Source organism: Paraburkholderia sacchari (assembly GCF_000785435.2).
Taxonomy (GTDB): Bacteria; Pseudomonadota; Gammaproteobacteria; order Burkholderiales; family Burkholderiaceae; genus Paraburkholderia; species Paraburkholderia sacchari.
Genome location: NZ_JTDB02000005.1, coordinates 190062 through 207398 on the forward strand (window position 1 = coordinate 190062; position 17337 = coordinate 207398).

Below are 17337 nucleotides of genomic sequence, written 5' to 3' on the forward strand. Positions count from 1 at the left end.
ACGATTGTCGCCATGAAAACCCTCACCGTAATCGACTCCCATACCGGCGGCGAGCCCACGCGGCTCGTGACCGAAGGCGGCCCCGAGCTGGGCCGCGGACCGCTCAAGGAGCGGCTCGAAATTTTCCGCCGCGACTTCGACCGCGTGCGCGCCGGCATCGTCAACGAGCCGCGCGGCTCGGACGTGATGGTCGGTGCGCTGCTGTGCGAACCGCACGACCCCACTTGCTCGGCCGGCGTGATCTTCTTCAACAACGTGGGTTTTCTCGGCATGTGCGGCCACGGCACGATCGGCCTGATCGTTTCGCTCGCTCATCTGGGGCGCATCGCGCCGGGCGTGCACCGCATCGAAACGCCGGTGGGCGTGGTCGAGGCCGAATTGCACGCGGACCGCAGCGTGACGGTGCGCAATGTGCCTGCCTACCGCTACCGCCAGGGCGTGCCGCTCGACGTGCCGGGCCTCGGCCGCATCCATGGCGATATCGCCTGGGGCGGCAACTGGTTCTTCCTCGTCTCGGATCACGGCCAGCAACTTGAATTCGCCAATGTCGAATCGCTCACGGAAGTCTCGTGGGCCATCCGCCAGGCGCTCGAAGCCAACGGCATCACGGGCGAGGGTGGGGCGCAGATCGACCATATCGAGCTGTTCGCGCACTCCGACCAGGCCGGCATCGACAGCCGCAATTTCGTGCTGTGCCCCGGCAAGGCCTACGACCGCTCGCCGTGCGGCACCGGCACGAGCGCGAAAATTGCGTGCCTCGCCGCCGACGGCGTGCTCGCGCCGGGCGCGCGCTGGCGCCAGGAGAGCATCGTGGGCAGCGTGTTCGAGGCGCAGTATGAAAACGCCGCGGATCTCGCACCCGGCTACGTGCGCCCGAGCATTCGCGGCACCGCGCACATCAGCGCGGAAGCGAAGCTGATCTTCAGCGACGACGATCCCTTCGCGTGGGGCATTCGCGCGTGACCAAGCCGATGGGTTCCTGTCCCGATGTGATCGTGGTGGGCGCGGGCATCGTGGGCGCGGCGTGCGCGCACGAGCTTGCGCAGCAGGGCGCCGATGTGCTCGTGCTCGATCGCGCGGGCGTGGGCGGCGGCGTGACGGCTGCGGGCATGGGGCACCTCGTGGTGATGGACGATTCGCCTGCGGAGTTCGCGCTTTCCGCATGGTCGCGCGAACTGTGGCTCGATCTCGCGCCGCGCCTGACCGCGCGCGAGGCGTTCGTGCGCTGCGGCACGCTGTGGGTCGCCGCCGACGACGAAGAATACGCACTCGCGCAATCGCGTCAGCAGGCGCTCGCGAGCCAGGGCGTGGCGTGCTCGATGCTCGACGCGCAGCAGGTGCGCGAAGCGGAGCCCGCATTGCGCAAGGATTTGCAAGGCGGCATGGTGATTCCCGACGACGCTGTGGTCTACGCGCCCGCTGTTTCTGCGTGGCTGCTCGCGCAGCCGGTGAAGGGGCGTGTTACGTGCCGGCTGGGCGCGAGCGTCGCGCGCGTGGACCGCGCGGGCGTGGCACTGGCCGATGGCGAGACGCTGGCGGCCGGCGCGGTACTGATCGCCAATGGGCTGCAAGCCGTCGAACTGCTGCCTGGCCTGCCAATGCAGGCAAAGAAGGGGCATCTGCTCATCACGGACCGTTACCCGGGCACGGTGCGCCACCAGATTCTCGAACTCGGCTACATCAAAAGCGCGCATAACGCCACCGGCACCTCGGTGGCGTTCAACGTGCAGCCGCGCCCCACGGGGCAATTGCTGATCGGCTCGTCGCGCCAGTTCGACAGCCTCGACGCTGCCGTAGAAGCCGCAATCCTCGCACGCATGCTGCGCCGCGCCGCCGAGTATCTGCCGGGGCTGCCGTCGCTCAACGCGATTCGCGCGTGGACCGGCTTCCGGCCCGCGACCACCGACGGCCTGCCGCTCATCGGCCCGGCAGCGCAGTTTTCTGACGACTCGCGCCATCCTTCGACATGGCTCGCCACCGGGCACGAAGGCCTGGGCGTGACCACGGCGCTGGCTACCGCGAAGCTGATCGCCGCGCAGATGCTTGGCATGCCGGAGGTGTCGAAAATCGATGCCACGCCGTATTTGCCCGCACGCTTCGGGGCGACGGCAACGGCACAAGCTGCAACGACAGGAGCCGCGCATGGCTGAGACGATCACGCTCAACGTGGATGGCCAGCGTGTCAGCGTGGCGCGAGGCAGTTCGGTCGTGGCGGCCGTGGCGCTTGCGGCGGGAATGCTTAAGGGGCGAACGGATGCTTCGGCGGTGATTACGCGCCGTTCCGTGAGTGGTGCGCTGCGCGGGCCGCTGTGCGGCATGGGCGTATGCCAGGAGTGCCGCGTGACGATCGACGGGGTGCGGCATCGGCTCGCTTGCCAGACGCTCTGCGCGGACGGCATGGAAGTGGTTACGGGGAGAGCCGCCGCATGAAGTTCGACATCCTGATTATTGGCGCGGGCCCGGCGGGTCTGAACGCGGCCCGCGTGGCGGCGCATGCGGGCGCGCAGATCGGCATTGTCGACGACAACGCTTTGCCCGGCGGCCAGATCTGGCGTCAGGGTCCCGAGCATCCGCCGGCGGGCCGCGCGAGAGAGGCCATCGAGGCGCTCGAAAAGCTTCCCAACGTCCGGCGCATGAGCGGCACACGCGTCGTGCAGGCCACCGGCACGCGGAAACTGCTGCTTGAAGACGCCACGCGCGGCTTCACGGTCGACTACGGCAAGCTCATCGTGGCGACGGGCGCGCGCGAACGTTTCTTGCCGTATCCGGGCTGGACGCTGCCTGGCGTCACGGGCGCGGGCGGCCTCCAGGCGCTCGTGAAGGGCGGCATGCCGGTGCGCGGCGAACGCATCGTGATCGCGGGGACCGGACCGCTGTTGTGGGCCGCCGCCGTCACGGCGCGCGAACATGGCGCGCAGGTGGCGGCCATCGTCGAGCAGGCGCAGCCCGATGCCGTGCGCCAATTCGCAGCCGGGCTCGTGGCGACGCCCGCGAAGCTCGTGCAGGCGGCGCGCATGCGCTTCGATCTGCGCGCCACGCCGTACCTGTGCGGCGCGCATGTGGTGGCCGCGGGCGGCGAGGCGCAGCTCACGCACGTGCGCATTCGCAGGAGCGTTGGGGACTTGAGCATCGATTGCGATCGCCTTGCCTGCGCTTATGGACTCGTGCCGAATACGCTCGTGGGCGCGGCGCTCGGGTGCAGGGTCGAGGAAACGCAGGGCATGGCCGCGATTGCCGTGGATGACCTGCAGGCCACGTCGCTGCCCGATGTCTTTGCGGCCGGCGAATGCACGGGCGTGGGCGGCATGGAACTGGCGGCTGTGGAAGGCCGCATCGCGGCGCACGCGGCGCTTGGCGAAGCCGATCAGGCACGGGCGCTATTCGCGCAACGCGCACGCTATCGGCGCTTTGCCGCGCGCATGCATGCAGCGTTCGCGCTCGATCCGCAACTGCGCACGCTCGCCGATCCCGACACGGTGCTGTGCCGTTGCGAAGACGTGCGCTTCGGCGACGCCGCGCAGCATCGCTCCTGGCGCGACGCCAAGCTGCAGACGCGCTGCGGCATGGGCCCTTGCCAGGGCAAGATCTGCGGCGAAGCGGCGGCCTTTTGCTTCGGCTGGCCGCGCACTGGACAGAACGGCCAGCGACCGCCGTTTTCGCCGGCGCGCATCGGCACCTTGCTCGAAGCGAGCAGCGAGGCATAACTCCGGCCGCCCGATTTTTGTCGCGGATGCCCAAGCCCGCAAGGCAAGGGCATAATCGAGCGGATCCCGACTCGATACGCCGCGCAATGTCCGCACTGGTTCTGCCCGCCGCCCTGGAAAACACGACGCTCCCGCAGATGGTGGCGCACTTCTCCCTGCTCGAACCGCTCTTCGACGCCATGCCCGATGTGGTCTTCTTCGTGAAGGACCACGAGGCGCGCTATGTGATCGCCAACCTCACGCTCGCGGCGCGCTGTGGTTTCAAGGACAAGCGCGCGCTGCTCGGCAAGACCGCGGAGGAGGTCTTTCCGAGGCGCTTCGGCCGCATCTACACCGAACAGGACCAGGCCGTCGTGCGCCTGAACAGCCGGCTCATCGACCAGCTCGAATTGCATCTGTATCCGGGGCGCCAGCCGGGCTGGTGCCTGACCTCGAAGGTGCCGCTGCAGGACGCGCAAGGGCGCGTGCTGGGCGTGGCCGGCATCTCGCGCGACCTGCAGGCCGCGGAAGGCACGCATCCCGCGTATCAGCGCCTTGCCGTCGCCGCGAAGTACATCCAGGACAACTATGCACAGCCGCTCAAGCTCTCGCACCTGTCCACGCTCATCGACATGTCGGTCGCGCAGATCGAGCGCTATTTCCACAAGATCTTCCACCTCACGCCGCGCCAGATGCTGCTGAAGACGCGGCTGGACGCGGCCTCGGAACTGCTCGCCGGCGACCTCAGCATCACCGACGTGGCCACGCGCTGCGGCTATAACGATCACAGCGCGTTCACGCGGCAATTCAAGGCCACGGTGGGGCTCACGCCGAGCCAGTACCGCGCGCTGCTGCATTCGCAACCCGGCGACGCCGATGCCGCCGGCGCGTAGGCGCGCGGGCTCGCGGCTCTCCTGGGGTTGTCCCGGATAAAACGGCACCGGCAAGCGCCCGAGTCTCCGACTGTGCCGATTTCGTCTTTTTGAGTCGCGAAAGCTCTCAAGATTTAAACACGCCGGATAGCGATACTTCTCCCATCGCCACACCACATGTTGGCGGACCCATTCACCGAAGGAGATTGTCACCGTGAGCCGTAACGCTATCCAATGGAGCGGGGTGTTTCCCGCCGTCAGCACCCAGTTCAAGCCGGACTTCTCGGTCGACATCGAGGCAACCCACCGGGTGGTGAGCAACCTCGTCAAGGACGGCGTGTCGGGCCTCGTGGTGTGCGGCACCGTGGGCGAGAACACTTCGCTGAACACCAGCGAGAAGCTGGCCGTGATCGAAGCGGCGCGCGACGCCGCGGGCGGCAAGGTGCCGGTGATCGCGGGCGTGGCCGAGTTCACCACCGAGTTCGCACGCCAGACCGTGCGCGAAGCGCAGCGCGTGGGCGTGGACGGCGTGATGGTGATGCCGGCGCTCGTGTACTCGGCCAAGCCGCACGAGACGGCTGCGCACTTCCGCGCAGTGGCGTCGAGCACCGACCTGCCGGTGATGGTCTACAACAACCCGCCGATCTACAAGAACGATGTCACGCCCGATGTGCTGATCGCCATTCAGGATTGCGAGAACATCGTCTGCTTCAAGGATTCGTCGGGCGACACGAGCCGCTTCATCGATCTGCGCAATGCCGTGGGCGACCGCTTCGTGCTGTTCGCGGGCCTCGACGACGTGGTGGTCGAGAGCATTGCCGTGGGCGCCGAGGGCTGGGTCTCGGGCATGTCGAACGTGTTCCCGAAGGAAGGCGAGACGCTGTTCCGGCTCGCGAAGCAAAAGCGCTTCGACGAAGCGCTCGCGCTCTACCGCTGGTTCATGCCGCTGCTGCACCTCGATGCGCGCCCCGACCTCGTGCAGTGCATCAAGCTGTGCGAAGAACTCGTGGGCCGCGGCAGCGCGCTCACGCGCGCGCCGCGCCTCGCGCTGGAAGGCGAAGCGCTCGCGCACGTTAAGGCCGTGATGGAGAAGGCGCTTGCAACGCGTCCGAAACTGCCCGACGTGGGCCTCTAAAACCTGGCGTTGTTGAACGCGATCTTTCCATTCGTTTTGAAATCGGGCCTTACTGGCCCGGTTTGCATTTTTGCAGGGGCATTATGACTATCACCGGCCAGTCGCTGATCGGCGCGGCAAGCGTGCCAGGCACGAACGGCGCATTTCACGGCATCGACGCCCGCACGGGCGAGGCGCTCGAACCCGCATTCGGCGGCGCGACCCAGCAGGACCTGGAGCGCGCATGCGCGCTTGCGGAAGCCGCTTTCGACATTTATCGCGAGACGGAACTGGAAGCGCGCGCGGTCTTCCTCGAAACGATAGGAGAGCAGATCAATGCCATCGGCGATGCGCTGATCGAACGCTGCATGGCCGAGACCGGCTTGCCGCGCGCGCGCATCGAGGGCGAGCGTGGGCGCACGATCACGCAGCTCCGGCTCTTTGCAGCGGTGCTGCGCAATGGCGATTGCGTCGACGCGCGCATCGACCCGGCGCAGCCCGAGCGCAAGCCGCTGCCGCGCGTGGATCTGCGGCTGCGCAATATCGCGCTGGGGCCCGTGGCGGTGTTCGGTGCGTCCAATTTCCCGCTGGCGTTTTCGGTGGCGGGCGGCGATACGGCCTCGGCGCTGGCGGCTGGCTGCCCCGTGATTGTGAAGGCGCACGGCGCACATCCGGGCACGTCCGAACTCGTCGGGCGCGCGATCCAGCGCGCCGTGCAAATCTGTGGTCTGCCCGAAGGCGTGTTCTCGATGCTGTTCGACAGCGGGCTCGCCATCGGCCAGGCGCTGGTGGCCGATCACCGTATCAAGGCGGTAGGCTTCACGGGCTCGCGCGCAGCGGGCGTGGCGCTCTTGAAGATTGCGAACGCGCGCCCCGAGCCGATTCCCGTCTATGCGGAAATGAGCGCGATCAATCCGGTCGTGTTGCTGCCGGGCGCGCTGGCAGCGCGCGGCGCGGCGATTGCGCAGCCGTTCACGGTTTCGCTCATGCAGGGCGCGGGGCAGTTCTGCACCAATCCTGGCCTCGTGCTCGCCGTGCGAGGCGAACCCCTGCACGCATTCGAGCAGGCCGCGAGCGCGGCGGTTGCGAATACGAGCGCAGCGACGATGCTTACGCCCGGCATTCACGCGAACTACTGCATGGGCGTCGAGCGTCTCGCGGCTAACCCGAGTGTGGAGCGGCTCGCAAGCGGCGCGGCAGGCGGACGCTTCGACGCCCAGGCGGCGCTCTTCGCGACCACTGCCGATGCATTTCTTTCCCAACCCGAACTGCGCGACGAAGTGTTCGGACCGGCTTCGCTAATCGTGCGCTGCAAGGATCTGAACGAACTGCATGACGTGCTCAAGGCGCTGGAAGGCCAGTTGACGGTAGCCGTGCATCTGGACGCCAGCGACCGTGAGGCTTGCCGCGCGCTTTTGCCGACGCTCGAGCGCAAGGCGGGGCGAATCCTCGCGAACGGCTTTGGCACGGGCGTGGAAGTCGGCCATGCGATGGTGCACGGCGGTCCATTTCCGGCGACCAGCGACGCGCGCACGACCTCGGTGGGCAGCCGCGCCATCGAGCGCTTCCAGCGCCCCGTTTCGTATCAGGACCTGCCCGACGAGTTGCTGCCTGCAGCGCTGCGCGCGGCCAATCCGCTCGGACTTACGCGTCGCGTGGACGGCGTGATCGATCGCGAGGTGCGTGAGGATGACTAATCAATCGCAACGCCAACAGTCCGGCGTCGTGCTTTCGCTCGACGAACTTTTTGCTTTGGCGCGCAAGGCGCTTGTGCACCATGGCCTGTCGATCGCGCACGCGGAGGCGATCGCGCATGTCATCACCCAGGGCCAGCGCGACGAATGCCATTCGCACGGCATTTACCGCTTGCTCGGCTGCGTGCGTTCCGTGCGCAGCGGCAAGGTCGATCCGGGTGCGGAGCCCACCTTGCGCGATGTATCGCCGGGCGTGCTCGCCGTGGATGCGCATTACGGTTTTTCGCTGCTCGCCTTCGAGCGAGGCTTGCCGGTGCTCGCGGAAAAGGCCCGTACGCAAGGCATCGCGGCAATGGCGATCAATCGCTGCTTCCATTTTTCGGCGCTATGGCCCGAGGTTGAGGCGATAGCGGCGCAGGGCCTGGTCGGCCTCGCGATGAACCCGAGCCATAGCTGGGTCGCTCCGGCCGGCGGCACGCGTGGCGTGTTCGGCACCAATCCGATTGCGTTTGCGTGGCCGCGCGAGCACGGGCATCCGTTCGTGTTCGACTTCGCGACCAGCGCGATTGCGCGCGGCGATATCGAACTGCACGCGCGCGAGGGCAAACCCATTCCCGACCATTGGGCGATCGACAGCGAAGGCAAACCGACCACCGACGCGCGCGCCGCGCTGGAAGGCGCGATGCAGACGTTTGGCGGCCACAAGGGATCGGCGCTGGCGGCCATGGTGGAACTGCTCGCGGGCGCGCTGATCGGCGATCTTACAAGCATGGAATCGCAAGCCTTCGACGACGGCGCGGGCGCAAGCCCTTGCCATGGTGAACTGGTGATCGCGATTGATCCGCGCCGGTTCCTCGGTGCCGATTACGCTGCCGGACAGGAAAGAGCCGAACGGCTTTTTGCCGCCGTGGTGGGGCAGGGCGCGCGCTTGCCCTCGCAGCGGCGCTTCGAGGCGCGCGAGCGCAGCGAACGCGATGGCGTGCGCATTCCGCAGGCGCTTTACGACGATGTGATGAAATTGTTCGAGTGAATCGAGCACGCGTGATGCGGTAGCTGCGCGCCGGTTGGTGCGCAACACGGCCTGCCGCCTGAGCATTGGCTCGTGGGCGGCCGGCCGTTGGCTATCGTCTGGGTTGCGTGCAGGTCAACGCCTGGCCGCGTTTTTATCAGCCCTCATCGCCGGAGGGCGCCGAGCTGGGTTCTTCGATTTGCTCCGTCTTTTCACCGGGGTTGGAGCCGCCGGCCTCTTCGACGTTGGCAGGAGACGTGCCTGCGCCGCCCGCGTCGCCTGACTGACCTGCACCGTCGGACTGGCCTGTCCCACCACCCGCCGGCGTGCCGGCGCCAGCTTGCCCATCCTTGATGGGCTGATCGTAATAGTCGTAGCTCTGTGACGACACCTGCTTGCCCTCAGCATCGAACGTGTTGACGGTGTAGTTGCCGTTTTCGCCGTCGATCATGGTTTTGGTTGGCAAACCTGTTCTTGCGTCGAAATCCTGAGTCTCTTTTAATCTCCCATTCGCGCCGATCGTAACTGTCTGGCTGGGTAAACTGCCGTGATAGCTTGTGTAGGTGGAATCGCCGTGAGGCTGGTATACGTCTTCTTCCGCCACACCGAGACCGTCGGCAGACGGAGTTGTAGTCACCGACTTGGAGAGGTTGCCCTCCTTGTCATAGGTATTTGCTACCGTAGTGCCGTCCGGTTTGTTCGTCATAAGGCTTGTAAGCTTGCCCGTATTCGGATCGAATTCGGAACCGCCGGCTGTTCCCCCGTTTTTGGAAAATACGTGGCTCCAAAGAATATGATTTGAGGGGTTTATAAAAAATTGCCCAGTGTTATTGTTATCCAGCGGTTGGGTGACTTCCTTATACCACCCATCAGATCCGGGAATCTCACGAATGGTTGGTTCCACGTAATTGTTGCCAGCCGGAGAAATATTGCTCGGCATAACTAATCCTTTAAAGATGCTGGAAATTTAGATGAAATGCACATCCTCAATGACTCTGATGCGATTCGAGTCCGACGATGTGTCAGCTTGCATTGCAAGTGACGATTTCAGTGTGCCGATTATTTATTCCGGAAAGGTGGTTATAGGGTACGAGTAAATGAAATTTTCCACTGAAGATGAAAGTGCTGAACGCAGATCATGATTTTTCGACGTCGATTGAACTTTTATTTTTGAGGTTGCTGAGACCCGCGACTCTAACCTCGGTTGAACTTGTCGGCGTGCTGTCTCGTTGGCTGCCGATCCAGCCCTATAAAAATCTCCACGTGGAGATTTTTCGCAAATTTGGAGTTTTAGAACACAAGGAAACGCGACGGAAAGGCGACCAAAAAGCGCGAAACCACGCAAATTAATTAGAATGCCAAACTAGTTGCCCAGTGATCGTTCAACTCGCGACAGCCTCCGGCGCGTCACTCAGCGCCGCGATTGACCGCAAGCGCACCGGCTGCGAAAACGCGATGATCACCAACTGCGCACCGAATCCAATCAGTACCCCCACGAGACAACTGCCCGTCCCAAATCGCATGGCCAGCCACGCGCCCAGCATAGCCCCCAGTGGCCGGGCGCCCGCTGTCGCCATCATGATCACCGAAGATACGCGCGCAACGAGCGGGCCGGGCGTCACGAGCTGGCGTAGCGAGGTGGTGGAGATGGTCCACACGATAGGCCCGAAGCCGAACAGAAAAAACGCAGCGAATACCGGTGCCTTTGCGTGCACCACGCTGCTGCTCGCCATGAGCACCGCGGCCACGGCGGCACACGAAGGACCGAGCAGAATCTGCTGGCCGAATGCGAGCCGGCGCGCGAGACCGTTGTAGAGAAACGCCCCAGCGATCATGCCGAGCCCATAGACACCCAGAGCGAAGCCCACCTCCGACGCACCGAACGCAAGCCGATGAATCGCATACCACGCGAACACGGAGAGCAGAAGAAACCACGACGTATTGAACACAAAAGCGGTCGCGACGATGGGGCGCAGCCAAGGGTTGCCGCCGATGAAACGCAGGCCATCCATGAGTTCCTGCGCGACATGCCGGCCCGAGGGCGCACGGCGCGCCTCATGGGGCAGACGCCCCATAAAGCACGCGCTCGCGATCGAGAGTGCGAATGCGACGAGAAAAGCGAGTACGCCGTTACCCCAGCCGGCAAGAATGCCGCCCACCGAAGGCCCAGCCGTATAGGCGATGCTGCGAGCGATTTCGAGCCGACGGTTGGCGGCCAGCAGGCTGCCGGCATCGACCAGCGCGGCAACGAGCGAGGGCGCGGCCACGCTGAACACCACGGTGCCGGTGGCGATGGCGAACCCGAGCGCGGCCAGTGTGACGAGCGTGAGCGCGTGGAGCCAGAACAGCGCTAACAGCACGAAGAGGGCGGCGGCGCGCATGAGCTCCGTCGCCACCATGAGATTTTTGCGGCGCACGCGGTCGGCAGCGAGGCCGGCGGGAAGCGAGAGCAGCAGGAACGGCAGCGTGTTGACCGCTTGCAACGCGGCGGTTTGCTGTGCCGTGGCATTGAACGCCACGACAGCGGCTATCGGAATCACGGCGATGGATATCTGTTCGCTGAATTGCGCGGCGAGGCTCGCGTGAGCGAGACGGTTGACCACCGATTGCGCGTGAGGATTGCTCATGGTGTGGTTTCCGATGGCAGGTTGATTTACCTGGTAGTGCTTTTAAATTGAATCTTCGAAGAATGCTGATTGGTTGGCGCGGCTCGCAGGCTATGGGATCGAGTCTAGCGACGGGAGGTGGGCGAGGGATATCCGGTTCTTGTGGTTCAATTTCGGGCCGCAAGCAGGGGCCGCCACGGAGGTCATGCCGGAAGTATTCTTGTGCGAGCGTACGAAGGTTGCCATTTCGATGTGAACGTGAGAGAGAATGGCGCGGCTTGGCTGCTCCCATTCCGACTGGCCACACGCTCAGCGAACTCAACTGCAACGGAGCCGATTCATGGCGCTTTTCGAATTCAACGGTATGCTTCAAGGTTCCTGCCAGCCGTGCTGGCTTTGCGCTTGCGAGGCAATTCAGGCTGACACCTTGTTCGGCGGCTTGAATCACGAGAGCACGATGGGCCTGCGGAGGAATCCGAACCTTGAACTCCCCCCTATATGCACGATCTGCGATAGGCTCGGGGATCTTCTCACCGTTTGTTGCCATGTCGCGCACGACGTCGGAAACGAGCCTGCTTACTCGAGGGGCGCCTTGCCACGGTGTTTTGAAGATCGCGTGACGGGAACCGGATTGACGCGATTGCCCGAAATGCGTCTCGCAGACACATTCAATGCCTTTTCAATGGCGAGAGAGCGGGGAAAATTGAGCATCTTGGTGGCGAGCAAATGCGGCTTGGGGAAAAGAACGTTCCGTTCATTGACGTGCTGACCCGCACTTCCCCCTCAACACCGCCCTTCACGCAACGCCCGTTCCCACTCGGGCCGCCCATTGGCGCGGGCCAGATCCGCGGCCGCATCCCAGTCGTACTCCACCGCGTGAAACTCGACCTCCCAGCCTGACTTTGTGCGCGTGACCGTCGCATAGCGCGCGTGCGGCGACCCCGTTTCGATGTGATGCGGCCACGGCAGGTCATCGTCATAAGCTTGAAGCCCCACGCTGCCAGGATTCACCACAAGCCGCCCATCGCCGAGCCTCATGCTGCGCGGCATATGCGTATGTCCGCACAGAATCAGGCGCTCGGCGCCGTGGCCCGCGCGGCGCTCGACTTCCTGCTGGGTGGCGGCGCGGCATCCCGCTTCAGTCACGGTCTCGAGAAAATAGTCGAGATCGTTTTCGGGCGTGGCGTGGACCATGAGCACGTCGTCAGCGAGGCGCAGCGTTGCGGGCAGCCGCGCGATCCAGTCGAGTTGATCTGCGCGCAGCGCAGCACGCGCGAAGCGGTCGGACTGTCTCATGTGCTCGACGTCGCTGGCCAGCAGTTGGCGTTCGTGGTTGCCGCGAATGGTGGGCAGATCGAGCGCCATCAGCCGGCCGGCCGTCTCGGCCGGCAAGAGCGATCCCGACACGATGTCGCCGAGATTGACGATCAGGTCCGCGCCCTGCGAGCGGATGTGGTGCAGGACGGCGTCCAGCGCGGCGAGATTGCCGTGAATGTCCGAGATTGCAGCGATTTTCATGGCATGGCAATGGGTAGGAGCACGTGTTCATTCTCGACGATGCCGGCGTGCATGTGCAATGTTTTGTATCGGCCACTCGCGCGGATACATTGGGATACATGCCGAAGTGCGCGCTGCGCTATAAAGCATCCATCGCTATCGACGCAACGAGGAGAATGCTCCATGAATGAGGAAACGCTGCACGGATCGTGTCATTGCGGGGCCGTGCGCTTCGAGGTCCGCACCGCGCTCACGCCCGCTTCGCGCTGCAATTGCAGCCTGTGCCGCCGCAAGGGCGCGCTGATGTCGCCATTGTTCGCCGCGAGCGAGTTGACCCTCGTGAGCGGCACAGACGCGCTCACGCTCTATCAATTCAATACGCGCGTGGCGAAGCACTACTTTTGCAAGCACTGCGGCATTTACCCGTTTCATCAGACACGCAAGGACTCCGCTCTATGGCGCGTGAATCTCGGTTGTCTCGACGGCGTGGACCCCTACGCGCTGGAAGCCGGCCTGAACGACGGCGCCAGTCTTTCGGTGGTGGAGGACGCATGAAACGGCTCGTTGCGGTGCTCGCGCTGCTGGCGGGCGGGCTGGCGAACGAGGCCGTGCGTCCGCTTACGTGCTCGCTCGCGACGTCCACGCCCCGCGAGAACATCGTGCCCAATGGCCGGCGCAAGGCGGCCCCGCGCAGAGTATGATCGGCACATGGAAAAAGCCGACCACATTCTGATCGTCGATGACGATCGCGGTATTCGCGAGCTGATTGCCGGGTACCTGGAAAAGAACGGCATGCGCGTGTCGCTTGCCGCGAACGGGCGCGAGATGCGCGCGGTGCTCGAGAACGGCGCGCCCGACCTCATCGTGCTCGATCTCATGATGCCCGGCGAAGACGGTCTCGTGCTGTGCCGCGACTTGCGCGCGAGCCGCTTTCGCGCGGTGCCGGTGCTCATGCTCACGGCGCGCGGCGAGGAAACGGACCGCATCGTCGGCCTTGAAATGGGCGCCGACGATTACCTCGCGAAGCCGTTTGCCGTGCGCGAGCTGCTCGCGCGCATCCGCTCGGTGTTGCGCCGCACGCGCATGCTGCCGCCCGGCATGCAGGTGAGCGAAACGGCGTCGATGCTCGGCTTCGGCGAATGGCGGCTCGACACCACGGCGCGCCATCTGCTCGACGAGGAAGGCACGCTCGTCGCGCTGTCCGGTGCGGAATACCGGCTGCTGCGCGTGTTTCTCGACAACCCGCAGCGCGTGCTGACGCGCGATCAGCTGCTGAACCTCACGCAAGGTCGCCAGGCGGACGCGTTCGACCGCTCGATCGATCTGCTCGTGAGCCGCTTGCGACAGCGCCTGCGCGACGGCGCGCGCGAGCCTCGCTACATCAAGACGCTGCGCAACGAGGGCTACGTGTTCTCGTCCGCCGTGAACGTGATCGAAGGGCCGCAATGAGCAGCGCGAGTCACGACGCGCAGCGCGATGCGTCCGCTGCTGAGGCTCCGCGCCGCCCGCTGTTGCACTGGCCGCGCACGCTGTTTGCACGGCTCGCGTTGATACTGTGCGTCGGTCTCGCGCTGGCGCAGACGCTCTCGGTCTGGCTCACGCTCACCGAGCGCGACGAAACTACGGCCAATATGATGATGGATTATGTCGAGCGCGAAGTGGCCAGTTCGGTGGCCTTGCTCGACAATCTGCCGCCCGCGCAGCGCGCCGCCTGGCTGCCGAAGCTTGCGCGGCGCAGCTATACCTTCATGCTTGACCCGGGCATGCCCGGCGTCGCGCCCGACGCGCAGCTTTCGCGGCGCTACGAGTCGGCTATCGCGAAGGGCATCGGCAAGCACTATGCGCTCACGGCCAATGCGATTCCCGGCGAACGCGAGCATCTGCAAGTGCATTTGCGGCTGACCGACGGCTCGCCGCTCACCGTCGACGTGCGCCCGCAAACGGCGCTGCCGCTTTCGCGCTGGCTGCCGCTCGTGCTGATTCTGCAACTCGTCGTGCTCGCCGTGTGCTGCTGGCTCGCGGTGCGCATCGCGACGCGTCCGCTCGATGCGCTCGCGCGCGCCGCCGACGCGCTAGGCCCCGACCTCAGGGCGGAGCATCTGGACGAGGGCGGCCCCTCCGAAGTCGCGCGCGCCGCGCGCGCATTCAACGCGATGCAGACGCGCATCGCGGGCTATATGACCGAACGCATGCAGATTCTGGCGTCCATTTCGCACGACCTGCAAACGCCGATCACGCGCATGCGCCTGCGCGTGGACACCATGGACGACGACGTACAGGGCGCGAAGCTCAGGCAGGATCTCCAGGAGATGGAGCAACTCGTGAAAGAGGGCGTGGCCTACGCGCGCACGCTGCATGGCACCGCCGAGACGCCGGTGCGCGTGGATCTTGACGCGCTGCTCGACAGTCTCGTGTGCGATTACACCGATGCCGGCCGCGATGTGCGCTACGAAACGCGCGTGCCGCTCGCGGTGGTGACGCGCGCGCAGGCGCTCAAGCGCATTGTTGGCAATTTCGTCGACAATGCGCTGAAATTCGCGGGCGCGGCGGAGATCGCCTTGATCGAGGGGCCGGGTGAGGCGCAGGTCACGATCGCGGTGCTAGACCGGGGGCCGGGCATTCCAGAGAATGCGCTGGAAGCGGTGTTCGAACCGTTCCACCGGCTCGAAACCTCGCGCAATCGCGGGACGGGCGGCACCGGGCTGGGTCTCGCGATTGCGCGTCAACTGGCTAGTGCAATGGGGGCGCGGCTTTCGTTGCACAACCGTCCGGGAGGCGGGCTGGAAGCGCGGCTCGTATTGAATGACGAGCGCGCGTCCTGAGCCAAGGTTCGTGGGATGGCGTTCGCTATACCGGCCCACCAGATAAGGCCCGATGTCGGGCATGTCGGTCACGCGCATTCGTACCAGTCTTTAGAGCGATTGACGATGCGCACGACGAGCAGCATGACCGGCACCTCGATCAGCACGCCAACTACGGTTGCGAGGGCTGCGCCCGAGTGAAAGCCGAACAGGCCGATCGCGGTGGCCACGGCCAGCTCGAAGAAGTTGGACGCGCCAATCAACGCGGACGGGCAGGCAATATTGTGCTTTTCGCCGACAGCGCGATTGAGCCCATAGGCCAGCGCCGCGTTGAAAAAGACCTGAATAAGAATAGGGACTGCCAATAAAAATATCACGAGCGGTTGCTCGATAATCGCCCGCCCCTGAAAGGCGAACAGCAGGATAAGCGTTGCCAGCAGCGCGGTGATTGACCAGGGGCCGATCTTCGCCATGATTGCGTCGAATGCCGTTTGTCCGTTGGCGAGCAGCAGCTTTCGCAGGAGCTGCGCGAGCATTACCGGAATGACGATATAGAGCACGACCGAAGTGAGCAGTGTCGCCCACGGCACCGTAATGGCGGAAATGCCGAGCAGCAGGCCGACCAGCGGCGCAAACGCGACCACCATGATGCTGTCATTCAAGGCGACCTGGGACAGCGTGAAAAGCGGATCGCCGCCGGTCAGCCGGCTCCAGACGAACACCATGGCCGTGCATGGCGCGGCGGCCAGCAGGATCAAGCCGGCTACGTAACTGTCGAGTTGCGCGGCAGGCAGCAGCGGCGCGAACACGTGCTTGATAAACAACCAGCCCAGCAACGCCATGGAAAACGGCTTGACGAGCCAGTTCACCACGAGCGTGACACCGATGCCCTTGATGTGCTGGCGGACTTCATGGAGCGAGCGGAAGTCGACCTTGACGAGCATCGGAACGATCATTACCCAGATGAGCAGGCCGACCGGCAGGTTGACCTGTGCGTATTCCATGCGGCCGATGGATTGGAAAGCGCCCGGAAAAACCTGACCCAGCGCGATGCCCGCAATAATGCACAGCGCGACCCAGATGGTCAGGTAGCGCTCGAAGAAGCTGATGGCGGGCTTGAGCGCGGCATTCGCAGCGGCGGCCGCATTGGGCGTATTCATTGGGATTGTGGAGCGTGTTAGCTGTGCAGGATGCCATTCAGCGCGTGCTGGAGATCGGCGTTTGATAAGTCATCCAGAGGAATGGCGAGCAGCTGAAGCATGCGATAGCCAATGGCCTGGCGCGTGAGTTCGAACGCCTGCCGCTTGCCTTCGTCGCCGCCTGCGGCATGCGATGGGTCGGGGTATCCCCAATGCACCTTGACCGGACTGCCTGGCCAGTACGGGCATGGCTCCGCCGCTGCGCTGTCGCACACGGTTATGACCACGCGCATTGGCTGGGCACCGCTTGCTGCGAATTCGTCCCAGCTTTTGCTGCGATAGCCCTGCGTGTCAATTCCCGCGTTCGCAAGCGCCTCCAGCGCGAACCGGTTGATGCGTCCGCTCGGGGCGCTGCCTGCGCTATGGGCCCGCACGTCCTTGCCGAGCTTGGGCGCCCAGTGGTTCAGCATGCCTTCGGCAAGCACGCTGCGCGCGGAGTTGTGGGTGCACAGAATGAGTACGTTGGTGGTCATCGCGAGGATTTGAAATTGCTGCCGCAGGCTTGCGGAAGCGCATTCACAGCGCACGCCGCGCCGGCGCAGCAGTTCTCCGTGAGAAAGCCCAGCAGATCGGTCATTGCATCGAAGTTCGCTGTGTAGATGACAAAGCGTCCTTCCTGGCGCGACTTCACGAGATTCGCATGGGACAGATCCTTGAGATGGAACGAGAGGCTCGAAGGTGCGAGACCCAGTTGTTGTGCGATTTCGCCAGCCGCCATGCCATTTTCTCCGGCAACCACGAGCGCGCGGAAGATCGCAAGACGCGAATCATGAGCAAGCGCGCCGAGGGCGCGTACGGCAAGGTTGGAATCCATGGTCGTGAGCGTACACGCTATATTTCTATATTTCAAGAGTTGTGGAAA

At 64.6% G+C, this 17337-nt stretch carries 18 protein-coding genes and 1 pseudogene; 12 read left to right on the plus strand and 7 right to left on the minus strand.

Annotation, left to right across the window (positions count from 1 at the left end):
* Positions 1 to 12 precede the first annotated feature (12 nt).
* From NH14_RS19290 to NH14_RS19325, 8 genes are all read left to right on the plus strand, one after another.
* Positions 13 to 963, plus strand: a complete 951-nt coding sequence (locus NH14_RS19290; RefSeq protein WP_035524498.1) for a 4-hydroxyproline epimerase — start codon at positions 13 to 15, stop codon at positions 961 to 963.
* An 8-nt stretch (positions 964 to 971) separates the two neighbouring features.
* Positions 972 to 2150 carry an NAD(P)/FAD-dependent oxidoreductase gene (locus NH14_RS19295; RefSeq protein ID WP_052147951.1) on the plus strand — a complete coding sequence of 393 codons (1179 nt, stop codon included), beginning with the start codon at positions 972 to 974 and terminating at the stop codon, positions 2148 to 2150.
* Positions 2143 to 2430, plus strand: a complete 288-nt coding sequence (locus tag NH14_RS19300; RefSeq protein ID WP_035524500.1) for a 2Fe-2S iron-sulfur cluster-binding protein — start codon at positions 2143 to 2145, stop codon at positions 2428 to 2430. Before NH14_RS19295 ends, NH14_RS19300 begins: the two co-directional genes overlap by 8 nt.
* On the plus strand, positions 2427 to 3704 hold the full coding sequence (locus NH14_RS19305; protein WP_035524503.1) for an FAD-dependent oxidoreductase: 1278 nt from the start codon (positions 2427 to 2429) through the stop codon (positions 3702 to 3704). The genes NH14_RS19300 and NH14_RS19305 overlap by 4 nt, the downstream gene beginning before the upstream one ends.
* Positions 3705 to 3790: 86 nt before the next feature.
* The gene (locus tag NH14_RS19310) at positions 3791 to 4576 is read left to right on the plus strand and encodes an AraC family transcriptional regulator (protein WP_035524506.1); all 786 of its coding nucleotides are present in this window, start codon (positions 3791 to 3793) and stop codon (positions 4574 to 4576) included.
* A 193-nt stretch (positions 4577 to 4769) separates the two neighbouring features.
* A complete protein-coding gene (locus NH14_RS19315; RefSeq protein WP_035524511.1) occupies positions 4770 to 5690 on the plus strand; it encodes a dihydrodipicolinate synthase family protein in 921 nt (306 codons plus the stop codon).
* Between the two features lie 83 nt (positions 5691 to 5773).
* The gene (locus NH14_RS19320) at positions 5774 to 7366 is read left to right on the plus strand and encodes an aldehyde dehydrogenase (NADP(+)) (RefSeq protein ID WP_035524513.1); all 1593 of its coding nucleotides are present in this window, start codon (positions 5774 to 5776) and stop codon (positions 7364 to 7366) included.
* Positions 7359 to 8393: an Ldh family oxidoreductase gene (locus tag NH14_RS19325; RefSeq protein WP_035524516.1), complete on the plus strand. Its 1035-nt coding sequence runs from the start codon at positions 7359 to 7361 to the stop codon at positions 8391 to 8393. The genes NH14_RS19320 and NH14_RS19325 overlap by 8 nt, the downstream gene beginning before the upstream one ends.
* Positions 8394 to 8529: 136 nt before the next feature.
* On the opposite strand, the gene NH14_RS19330 is transcribed toward NH14_RS19325, so the two are convergent.
* The 4 genes and pseudogenes from NH14_RS19330 to NH14_RS19345 form a co-directional block, all read right to left on the minus strand.
* Positions 8530 to 9312 (minus strand): hypothetical protein, encoded by a 783-nt coding sequence (locus tag NH14_RS19330; RefSeq protein WP_152617102.1) that lies wholly within the window; start codon positions 9310 to 9312, stop codon positions 8530 to 8532.
* A gap of 442 nt (positions 9313 to 9754) precedes the next feature.
* The gene (locus tag NH14_RS19335) at positions 9755 to 10999 is read right to left on the minus strand and encodes an MFS transporter (RefSeq protein WP_035524523.1); all 1245 of its coding nucleotides are present in this window, start codon (positions 10997 to 10999) and stop codon (positions 9755 to 9757) included.
* Positions 11000 to 11372: 373 nt separating this feature from the next.
* Positions 11373 to 11591: pseudogene (locus NH14_RS33885) on the minus strand (toxin-antitoxin system HicB family antitoxin); the annotation flags it as partial.
* Positions 11592 to 11761: 170 nt separating this feature from the next.
* On the minus strand, positions 11762 to 12496 hold the full coding sequence (locus tag NH14_RS19345) for a metallophosphoesterase family protein (protein WP_035524526.1): 735 nt from the start codon (positions 12494 to 12496) through the stop codon (positions 11762 to 11764).
* Positions 12497 to 12658: 162 nt separating this feature from the next.
* Between NH14_RS19345 and NH14_RS19350 the strand changes: the two genes are divergently transcribed.
* From NH14_RS19350 to NH14_RS19365, 4 genes are read left to right on the plus strand one after another with little or no spacing between them, the layout of a single operon-like run.
* Entirely contained in the window at positions 12659 to 13030 is a 372-nt protein-coding gene (locus NH14_RS19350) for a GFA family protein (RefSeq protein WP_035524528.1), read from the plus strand.
* Positions 13027 to 13176, plus strand: coding sequence for a hypothetical protein (locus NH14_RS19355; protein ID WP_167556487.1), 150 nt, complete (start codon positions 13027 to 13029; stop codon positions 13174 to 13176). Before NH14_RS19350 ends, NH14_RS19355 begins: the two co-directional genes overlap by 4 nt.
* A gap of 7 nt (positions 13177 to 13183) precedes the next feature.
* Positions 13184 to 13924 carry a response regulator gene (locus NH14_RS19360; RefSeq protein ID WP_035524530.1) on the plus strand — a complete coding sequence of 247 codons (741 nt, stop codon included), beginning with the start codon at positions 13184 to 13186 and terminating at the stop codon, positions 13922 to 13924.
* Positions 13921 to 15297 (plus strand): sensor histidine kinase, encoded by a 1377-nt coding sequence (locus tag NH14_RS19365; RefSeq protein WP_084225266.1) that lies wholly within the window; start codon positions 13921 to 13923, stop codon positions 15295 to 15297. The genes NH14_RS19360 and NH14_RS19365 overlap by 4 nt, the downstream gene beginning before the upstream one ends.
* Before the next feature lie 68 nt (positions 15298 to 15365).
* Here NH14_RS19365 and arsB read toward each other — a convergent pair whose 3' ends face one another.
* From arsB to NH14_RS19380, 3 genes are read right to left on the minus strand one after another with little or no spacing between them, the layout of a single operon-like run.
* Positions 15366 to 16436 carry an ACR3 family arsenite efflux transporter gene (arsB, locus tag NH14_RS19370; RefSeq protein ID WP_035524532.1) on the minus strand — a complete coding sequence of 357 codons (1071 nt, stop codon included), beginning with the start codon at positions 16434 to 16436 and terminating at the stop codon, positions 15366 to 15368.
* 17 nt (positions 16437 to 16453) lie between these two features.
* Positions 16454 to 16948: an arsenate reductase ArsC gene (locus tag NH14_RS19375; protein ID WP_035524535.1), complete on the minus strand. Its 495-nt coding sequence runs from the start codon at positions 16946 to 16948 to the stop codon at positions 16454 to 16456.
* The gene (locus NH14_RS19380) at positions 16945 to 17289 is read right to left on the minus strand and encodes an ArsR/SmtB family transcription factor (protein WP_035524537.1); all 345 of its coding nucleotides are present in this window, start codon (positions 17287 to 17289) and stop codon (positions 16945 to 16947) included. Before NH14_RS19380 ends, NH14_RS19375 begins: the two co-directional genes overlap by 4 nt.
* Between the last annotated feature and the right edge of the window lie 48 nt (positions 17290 to 17337).